Origin of the sequence: Psychrobacter sp. SHUES1, from assembly GCF_001652315.1 — a bacterium.
Lineage (GTDB): Bacteria > Pseudomonadota > Gammaproteobacteria > Pseudomonadales > Moraxellaceae > Psychrobacter > Psychrobacter faecalis.
On the sequence record NZ_LXWA01000094.1, the window covers coordinates 1 to 7,550 of the forward strand.

General features: G+C 42.2%; 5 protein-coding genes and 2 pseudogenes. 2 read left to right on the plus strand and 5 right to left on the minus strand.

All coding sequences use genetic code 11. The features are described 5' to 3' along the window. The 4 genes and pseudogenes from A7325_RS11775 to xthA all read right to left on the minus strand — a co-directional run. Nucleotides 1-689: pseudogene (locus A7325_RS11775) on the minus strand (RNA-guided endonuclease TnpB family protein); the annotation flags it as partial. A 196-nt stretch (nt 690-885) separates the two neighbouring features. Further along, complete coding sequence (locus A7325_RS11780; protein ID WP_068408379.1) at nt 886-1,284, minus strand: DUF4377 domain-containing protein; 399 nt, start codon at nt 1,282-1,284, stop codon at nt 886-888. Between the two features lie 393 nt (nt 1,285-1,677). Next, nucleotides 1,678-2,901, minus strand: a complete 1,224-nt coding sequence (argJ, locus tag A7325_RS11785) for a bifunctional glutamate N-acetyltransferase/amino-acid acetyltransferase ArgJ (RefSeq protein ID WP_068408382.1) — start codon at nt 2,899-2,901, stop codon at nt 1,678-1,680. Nucleotides 2,902-3,042: 141 nt separating this feature from the next. Further along, nucleotides 3,043-3,867 carry an exodeoxyribonuclease III gene (xthA, locus tag A7325_RS11790; RefSeq protein ID WP_068408384.1) on the minus strand — a complete coding sequence of 275 codons (825 nt, stop codon included), beginning with the start codon at nt 3,865-3,867 and terminating at the stop codon, nt 3,043-3,045. Between the two features lie 160 nt (nt 3,868-4,027). On the opposite strand from xthA, the gene A7325_RS11795 reads away from it, so the two are divergent. Further along, complete coding sequence (locus tag A7325_RS11795) at nt 4,028-4,687, plus strand: thioesterase (protein ID WP_372396268.1); 660 nt, start codon at nt 4,028-4,030, stop codon at nt 4,685-4,687. Between the two features lie 484 nt (nt 4,688-5,171). After that, nucleotides 5,172-6,873 (plus strand): annotated as a pseudogene (locus tag A7325_RS11800) (AMP-binding protein). Nucleotides 6,874-7,029: 156 nt separating this feature from the next. Here A7325_RS11800 and A7325_RS11805 read toward each other — a convergent pair. Next, nucleotides 7,030-7,550, minus strand: a 521-nt coding sequence (locus A7325_RS11805; protein ID WP_156508552.1) for an IS982 family transposase, incomplete at its 5' end; no start/stop codon positions are given.

Consider the following 7,550-nt stretch of genomic DNA (forward strand, 5'->3'; position numbering starts at 1 on the left):
ATCGCCTTAACTCTTTGTTTGTTTTTAGCCCGCTGAGCAGTACCTAGTTTTTTAGCGTATTGCTGGGTGACTTTGGTTTTTAGTACCTCACCATTACTTGTCGTTGCTGAGTCCCTGCAGCCTAAATCAATACCAGTTTCTCCTGTACCGCACTCAATTTTTGGGTACTCTTTAATGGTGATACAGGCATACCAGTGGCCGCGACTGTTTTGTACAAGCTCACAGGTGTTGATGGTGTAGAGTGCTAGATTATAGCTATCCCACACGTCGATGGTCAGCTTCTTGCCTTTAGCCAGGCTAAATTGAATGGTGGATTTAAGACTTTTCTTTCCTGATTTTTTGATACCTACGTATTTGATTGCTGCTTTTTTAAAGGGAATCCAACCAAGTGATTTGCGCTTAGATTTTGGGTTATTGGTTCGCCAATTTAGTTTGGCTTTTTTGAATTGCTTGCGAGATTTAGCATGGGTTTCGGTGATGGCTTGTAAGGTTTGGCTGTGCAGGTTTAGCAGCTCGCCACTACCTTTTACATAAGCCGCAATATCATAAGCGGAAAAGAAATGATTGGTGCGTTGAAGATGCTTAAAACTCAAGTCATTCACATAGTTCCACACAAAATTAACTGCGCCCGCTAAGGTATTTAGCTGATTGGCGTGTTTGTCTTTGATGCGACACTTGAGCGTTTTCATAGAGTGATTATGGTCTTAATGAGTTTGGTTGACAAGTCTGTTTTAAGGCTGAGCGACAATAGCTGACGCCTAATGTCCACGCCCTAGAAGGGACGTGGTTTTACAGCGCTTTTTGATAAAATACGTTTACCTTTTTCTGTGACTAAAAAAAGCCTCTAATGATTAGAGGCTTTTCTATAATAAGCTACAACTAAAATTATTCAGCAGTTTTTGAAATCACTTCATTTAAAATCCAAACCGGCTTAACCACTTTCGTTGCTTCATTCATAACCGCTTCTTGACGCACATCTAGAATATAGCGATAGTTTGGCTCATAAGTAAAGCCTTGAATATCACCATTTAGAGGCGTGTAGTTTTTCTGATAAGTCTGGCGATATTGTAGGCACTCTGACTCAACCATAGTACCACTCGCGGTGGGCAGCTCACACACCGCTTTAAGTGGTGCTATTTCAATTTTGAAACTTGGGATGTTAACCACTTTCACATTCACAGGTTCGCCTTCGACCACCATAGTACGCTCATCATTCATACCCATGGTAGAACAACCTGACAAGACAAAAGTCGTCATCAATGCCGCAATTGCTAATTTTTTCATTATTAAATCCTCAGTTTATTTATTAGTATTAATCATTACCTTTCAAACTCATTTTAATCAATTATCACTATTCAAAAGGTAGCAAGCAGTCATAAAGATACTGTTAATCAGAAAGTCAATCTAAGCTCATCTAAAATAAAAACGAACACAATTGATATAAATTTTCTCAACTATTAATAGTACCGTCTATTGTTTACTGCAATCAGTATAGGTCGCACCGATGCCTAGCCTCTATAACTGCTTTGTAAAGTAACGTCAGCTTTTGCAACTGCTGTTAATAAACGGTTTAAATTAGACCGTATTTAATACAAAAATATTGAACATAAAAAAAACGCTCAAAGCTAACATTATAATGGATGGCTTTGAGCGTTTTTATAAAATGATAGATAACTTTTAACTGCGATAGTCCGCATTTATCTTAACGTAATCATAAGACAAATCGCAGGTATAAACGGTATCCTCGGCATCACCGCGGGCCAAATTAATATGAATGGTAATCTCAGGCTGGCTCATGACTTCTTTGCCCGCCGCTTCCGTATAACTTGGCGCCACACCGCCATTTTGACAAATCATCACTTCATCTAAATAGACATCGACTTGCTCGGTATCAAGGTCGTCGATACCTGCATAACCAACCGCTGCTAAGATACGTCCCCAGTTGGCATCACTGGCAAAAAACGCCGTTTTGACCAGTGGTGAATGGGCGACCGCATACGCCACATCGCAGCATTCTTGCGTAGTATTGCCACCCGTGACTTTTACCGTCATAAACTTGGTCGCGCCTTCCCCATCTCGTACAATCAATTGTGCCAAGCGCACAAACACTGCTGTTAAGGCGCCAAATATCGGCTGATAATGCGGATGCTCTGGGCTATCAATAATCTCCGAGCTCGCTGTTCCGGTTGCAATCAAGACGCAGCAATCGTTGGTTGAGGTATCACCATCGACAGTAATGCGGTTAAAGGATTGCTCATTAATTTTGCTCAGCATTTCTTGCAATAAGTCAGCGGCGATATTGGCATCAGTGGCCACATAGCCAAGCATGGTCGCCATATTGGGGCGTATCATTCCCGAGCCTTTTGACATGCCCGTAATATGATAGCTGATAGCATCGACATCAACCTTTTCACTGGCAAGCTTTGGAATCGTATCCGTCGTACGAATACCATTGGCCGCGGCCAGCCAATTATCGGCGGCCAAATTGGCTAAGGCATTGTCTAAGCCTGCGATAACAGCATCACTGTTTAGTCGCTCGCCTATCACGCCTGTCGAAAATGGCAAAACAGTACTGACATCCACGCCCGCTTTAGCAGCTAGGGCGCTACAGATATCAACCGCGCGGCGTTTACCATCAGCGCCCGTACCGGCATTGGCGTTGCCGGTATTGGTGATTAAATAACGCGGGCTGGCTTTAGCAAAGTGTTCACGTAAAGCACGTACCGGTGCGGCACAAAAGGTATTTTTAGTAGTCACAACCGCAGTGTTGGCGCTATCAGCAATCTCTATCACCACCAAATCATCGCGGTCTTTGTAGCGTACGCCTGCAGCGGTGGCGCTTAGTTTAATCCCATCAATAGGATAAATCGTATTGGGTATTGCAACGTTGCCGACAGCCATCATTCAATCCTTATTCATCAATGCTGATGCATTATTTATTGGTTATAAGTTATCTTTATAAAATCTTAGTTATACGCTCTTAGTTTTACAGTCTTAGATATAAAACTTGGTGATTAAAACCTGCTGTTAATACTCAAGCTATTATACTTTATTTAAGTCAAACGCTGCCCAAATTGGCGCGTGGTCAGACGGTTTTTCCATGCCGCGTAGCTCATAGCTGATACCAGCATCGACACAATGTTCGATCAAATCTGCCGTACATAAAATATGATCGATACGCAGCCCGCGCTTAGGATCATCATTGAAACCGCGACTGCGATAATCAAACCAGCTATATAATTCGGTGCTGTCTGGATAATGCAGGCGATAAGTATCGGTCAGCTCTCGCGCCATCAAATTACCATACCATTCGCGCTCTTCAGGTAAAAATGAGGTTTTTCTATTTTTAAGCCAGCGCTTGGCATTGGCCTCGCCGATACCAACATCGATATCTTCTGGGGCAATATTCATATCACCCATGATAACCAGCGAGCGCCCTTCAACTTTTAGCGTATCAATATAGGTTATCAAATCCGCATAATAGGCACGCTTCATAGGAAATTTGGTCGGATGGTCTTGGCTCTCGCCTTGCGGAAAATAACCGTTAAGCACATCCACTTCGCGACCGTCAAATACGTAACGCGCATGGATAAAGCGCTTTTGTGCTTCTTCATCTTCTCCCGGAAAACCTTTTTGCACAAAAATAGGGGCAATTTTAGATAACAATGCGACGCCGTAATGCGCTTTTTGACCAAAATACTCGACGTGATAGCCCAAACCTTCCACATCTGCGAGCGGGAACTGCTCGTCGTGTACTTTGGTTTCTTGCAGACCGATCACATCAGGGTCGATAATCTCTTTTATCGCTTCTAACTGATGTTGACGGGCGCGAATACCATTGATATTAAAACAAACAAAACGGGTCATAAACTATCCTATCATTATGAGTTAAAACAAAATCTTTCTATAACAAGTATTTTTATAAAATAAAGCAAGCAGCGAGACATTATAAATAAAGGCTTATCATAACAGACATCGGCATGGCTAGCTGTTGCGCGCCTTTATCTCTTACGATAGAGTAGCTGTCATGAGTAATAATCTAGGCATTATTACTGCTTATTTTTATAACCTTATATATCAACCTCTACACGCTATTAATGGCGCAAACTTACTGAGCAACACGATGATGACAACCATGAATAAAAATACCGCTGCACCATCGATGCACGCAAGCACCCCGCTATTTGCTACTGATTATAATGTCTATATTAACCATACTGATGCAGGCGGCATTGTCTACCATGCCAATCACTTAGTGTTTTTTGAAAACTGCCGCCGCGACTGGTTCACCAAGCTTGGTTTAAATGGCTATTTTTTGCAGACCGATGATGGTGAGATTCAGCATTTTGTCGTCAGCCAAGCAGATTTGCAATATAAAAAAGCCATTTTATTAGATGAGGTCATCAATGTCCGCATTGATAAGGTTGAGCTAAAACCTGCCAGCATTATATTTTATCAAAGTATCCATCGCTTAGCGCCGAATGACAATGATAGCCCTCAGAAAAGAAATGCCTTTTCAAACACTAGTTTATTAAGTCGCGCTAAAATCGTCATCGCTTGCGTACAAAACCAAATCACGCCTGACTCTGCAAGCAATCATGGCGCACCCATGCGCCCTATTCGTGTACCGCAAAAATTAAGCGAAACCATTAATCAAGCAATAACCTCACATAGTATTGAACAGTAACCCGTACATAGTGCTGATTCATTCTCGTTTAAAGCTTAAGTCATAACACACTACTCTTTCACATATCGCCATTCCTTTGCAGTGATATTTTTAGGCACGACTTAAACGGTTTTTAAGTTATATATCGTATTTATCCAAAGACCATCTTAAATTTTTATCCAAATATCAGCATGTTTCACTACCACCTCATTGATGGTCTTTTTTTTCCTATAGAAGCATTTATTTATAAACTTTTAATGTGTACTGGGCAGTACTCGCATGCTAATATTGCCTTTACTTAGATTCATGCTAATGTGTTGCTTAAATGTATCATTATATTGTCGATACATTATATTTTAGTTGCAAAGAAACTTAGTAGTCCGTCAATAGATAAGGATTGTTATCAAACTCAGCGGCCATTGCTTTACGTCAGCGCTGATTTTTTATTGACACGGATACGACTGCTTAACGATAGAAACTTAATTGAAATTCCAGGACGCTGACTATGACGTTGAATAAACCTTGGCTTGCCCAATATACCTAAGAGTGTGCCGAAAACGATCGATCCAGATAGATATGGCAGCATCGTGGAGCTGTATGAAGAGTGTTTTGATCGCTTTCGTCTGCATCCTATGAGTATCTGTATGGGCGTGACTCATACCTATGATGACATTGATAAGGCTTCTCTTGCCGTCGCCGCTTGGCTACAAGCACAAGGACTGCCTCAAGGCAGCGTGGTTGCGCTGATGATGCCAAACGTGCCGCAATACTTGCCAACCATGATTGGTATTTTGCGCGCAGGTTACGTCTGTACGCCCGTTAACCCTCTTTACACTGGCCGTGAACTGCGCCATCAGTTAAATGACTCAGATGCAAAGGTTATCTTTGTGGTGGATAATTTCGCTCAAGCGCTCGAGCAAGTGATTGATGAGACGCAAATTAAGCGTATCGTCTTATCAAAAATGGGCGATATGATGGGCCTCAAAGGTATTTTAGTAAATACCATTATCCGTCAAGTCAAACGTTTGGTGCCCAAATACAAGCTAAACGACCCTAAGCATGAAGTCACAAAGTTTCCCGATGTGCTCAAAAAAGGCAAAAACCTACCCTTCCAAAAGCCAAAAATGACTTTGGATCAAAAAGCATTTTTACAATATACCGGTGGTACGACCGGACTCTCTAAAGGTGCGATTTTATCTCAACGTAATATCGTCGCAGGAGCCATGCAATCAGAAGCATGGACGCGCCCTATCACGTCAGAGATTAATGAAGTTTATATCAATATGGTCATGGCCCTACCGCTGTATCATATTTTTGCCTTTATGCTAAGCTCACTCGGTATGCGTTCAGGCTATACCTTTATCCTGATACCCAATCCACGCGACATACCTGGATTTATCAAAACCTTATCTAAACAACCGTTCCATATTTCCCCAGCAGTTAATACTTTGTTTAAAGGCTTGCTTGATAATCCAAACTTTAAAGACCTTGATTTTAGCTCGCTACGTATCTCGCAAGCAGGCGGTATGGCAGCGACCGAACAGACGGCAGCGCGCTGGCTTGAAACCACTGGTTGCGCCATGATTGAAGGCTGGGGTATGACTGAGGGTGTGGCTGTCGGCACTGCCAACGTTGTTACCGACCGTAAGTTTAACGGCACTATTGGCGTCCCAGTCCCGAGCGTTGATGTCATCATCATAGATGAAGACGGCAAGCGCGTCGGTGTCAATGAAGCTGGTGAGATGTGTGTTAAAGGTCCTAACGTCACCTCAGGTTATCTGAATAGAGACAGTAGCGAAGACTTTACTGAAGATGGTTACTTTCGCACGGGCGATATCGTCAGTATGGATGAAAAAGGCTACTTTAGATTATTAGACCGTAAGAAAGACATGATTTTGGTCTCAGGCTTTAACGTCTTTCCTAACGAAGTAGAATCCGTGATGCTTGATTGTGAAGGCATTCTTGATTGCGCGGTGATCGGTATTCCTGATGAGCGTCAAGGAGAAGCGGTCAAAATCTACGTCATCCCTGCCGACAATAACGTGACCAAAAACTCGATTAAAGAATTTGCTCTAGACAATTTAACCGGCTATAAATGTCCGCGTTATATTGAGTTTGTTACTGAGCTACCAAAGAGTAACGTTGGTAAAGTACTGCGCCAAAAATTGCGTGAAAAACACATGTCAGATAATCCGCAAACCTTATAGTCGTTAAGACTCTCAGTAGTTAAGACTTATAAGTTTCAAAAAATAAAAGCCCACTATATACAATGTAGCGGGCTTTTTGTTGCGTTAATTTTTCTTGATTAGTTTTAAAATTAACCCCAGTTCGGGATAAGCCACATTGTAACTCATTGATACTATTTACAATGTGGCTACCTGTCCCTGCTGAGGCATGTTTTTGATGGTGGGTTTATAGGGAAACCAGCAATAAGCAATCAAACCTGACAGCAAGTTTGTGATAAACCCCGTGACACTACGATGGCGTGAGTGTTCGATTTGGCACAAGTTTTTAAGCTCTCCAAACACCGTTTCAACCAAAGAGCGATGATTGAGTAGTGCCTCATCTATAGGCTCAAGCAATTGGAGTTTCATATTACGCCGAAGTTTGGTGATCAACATGGTATCACTGTGTTTTGTGAGCCACGTGTTTAGTGTGTTACTGATGTATCCTCTATCACCAAACACCTTGCCAAACACAGACGTTGCCATATCCTTAACAGGCACTCTGTCATCGGTATTACCCGCAGTGACTTTAACAGATACAAGCTCGCCCTTATGATTGATAATGGCGTGCAGCTTAAAGCCATAGAACCAGCCCATGCTGCTTTTGCCTCGGGTTGCCATTCTTTCAAAGACTTTATGACGGTAGATACGCTTGTTAT